This window comes from Synechococcus sp. R6-5, from assembly GCF_047461775.1.
GTDB lineage: Bacteria > Cyanobacteriota > Cyanobacteriia > Thermostichales > Thermostichaceae > Thermostichus.
Genome location: NZ_JANSHV010000371.1, coordinates 1 through 1,741, shown reverse-complemented (window position 1 = coordinate 1,741; position 1,741 = coordinate 1). Strand labels below are relative to the sequence as shown.

General features: G+C 60.5%; 2 protein-coding genes. One reads left to right on the top strand and one right to left on the bottom strand.

What is annotated here, in order from left to right; translation table 11 throughout:
- Window positions 1-24 precede the first annotated feature (24 nt).
- Window positions 25-969 (bottom strand): PLP-dependent cysteine synthase family protein, encoded by a 945-nt coding sequence (locus NW818_RS13815; protein ID WP_414424878.1) that lies wholly within the window; start codon window positions 967-969, stop codon window positions 25-27.
- Between the two features lie 172 nt (window positions 970-1,141).
- Between NW818_RS13815 and NW818_RS13810 the strand changes: the two genes are divergently transcribed.
- On the top strand, window positions 1,142-1,741 hold a 600-nt coding region (locus NW818_RS13810), incomplete at its 3' end, for a cob(I)yrinic acid a,c-diamide adenosyltransferase (protein ID WP_414343367.1).

The window sequence follows — 1,741 nt, the reverse complement described above, 5'->3', positions numbered from 1 at the left end:
CACAGGACGAGCGCCGGGAGGATGTCACTCCTCTGTCCAGAAACGCTCGGAAAGATATTTGTCAGCCCCGTCGCAAAAGATGGTCACCACCACTCCAGAGGAGAGCTGACGGGCCACCTCTAGGGCTGCCACCACATTGGCGCCGGCAGAGATGCCCACCAGCAGGCCTTCTTCCAACGCCAAGCGCTTGACCATTTTCTGGGCTGCTTCTGTGGAGATCTCAATGTGCTGGTCAGGCAGAGTGGGATCGTAAATCTCGGGTTTTAGAGCTGTGGCCATGTGCTTGAGCCCTTCCAGGCCATGGAAGGGAGAGTCGGGCTGCATGGCAATGATTTGGATATCCGGGCGATACTCTCGCAGGCGCCGCCCCACCCCCATACAGGTGCCGCTGGTGCCTAGCCCGGTAACAAAATGGGTGACCTGCCCCTGGGTTTGCTCCCAAATCTCCACCCCAGTGGTTTCGTAGTGGGCTTGCCAGTTGGCGGGGTTGCTGTACTGGTCAGGGTAGAAATAAAGCTCGGGGTTTTCCGCATAGAGGGCGCGGGCTTTCTCGATGGCCCCATCGGATCCCAGGGCGGGATCCGTCAAAACCAAGTCCACGCCGTAGGCAGCCAGGATCTTCTTGCGCTCTGGGCTGGCGTTGGCGGGAAGAGCCAGCTTGACCTTGTAGCCCAAGGCGGCCCCGATCCAGGCATAGGCGATGCCGGTGTTACCGCTGGTGGCATCGAGGATGATCTTGCCGGGGGTAAGCTTGCCCTGGCGTTCGCCAGCGCGAATCATGTTGAGGGCCGGGCGATCCTTGACTGAACCCCCAGGGTTGTACCACTCTGCCTTGCCATATACCCGTACCGATTCCGGCAAATCGGCAGCAACCCGCCGCAGACGGATCAGCGGCGTCCCCCCCACCAGCTCAATAGGGCTATCCACAGCAGGGAGTAACGGGCGAGAAGAAAATGCAGTCGAATACAAGGGGGATCCCTCGCTAGACAGGCATCGGCTGGACAACCATTGCTCATCTTACCCCGGTCTTTCCGGCCTCTTGGGAGCTTTTTAGTTTCCCCCTCCTGCCCAAGTTCTGGCTAGGCTCTAAGATGGGGGTAGAAAAGTGGGATTTTCCCACAGCAGGATGACGCGGAGGGGCATGGCAGAAATTGGGATTGTGACTGCCCAGCAGTTTGATCGGCGACGGGGCCAGATCCATGTCTACGACGGCGAGGGCAAAGGCAAGTCCCAGGCGGCCCTAGGGGTTGTGCTGCGTTCCATTGGCTTGGGGATCGAAAAGGCGGCCCCCAGCCGGGTGTTGCTGGTGCGGTTTCTCAAGGGGCCAGGCCGAACCTATGCTGAGGATGCGGCCATTGCGGCTCTGCAGCGAGGCTTCCCCCATCTCATCGATCAATTGCGCACCGGGCGGGGAGAGTTTTTCGGCCCAGATGAGATCACCAAGTTTGACCGTCAGGAGGCCCGCCGCGGTTGGGATGTGGCCAAAGGGGCTTTGGCGTCGGGGTTTTACTCGGTGGTGGTGCTGGATGAGCTCAACCCGGTGCTGGATCTGGGCCTGTTGCCTGTGGAGGAGGTGGTCAGTACCCTCAAGCAAAAGCCGGAGGCCATGGAGGTGATCATCACCGGGCGCGGCGCTCCCAAGGAAATTATCGACCTGGCGGATTTGCACTCGGAAATGCGCAGTGTCCGGCGGGCGACGGATCCCCAAAACGGCCAACCCCCTTGCAGCGGCATCGAGATC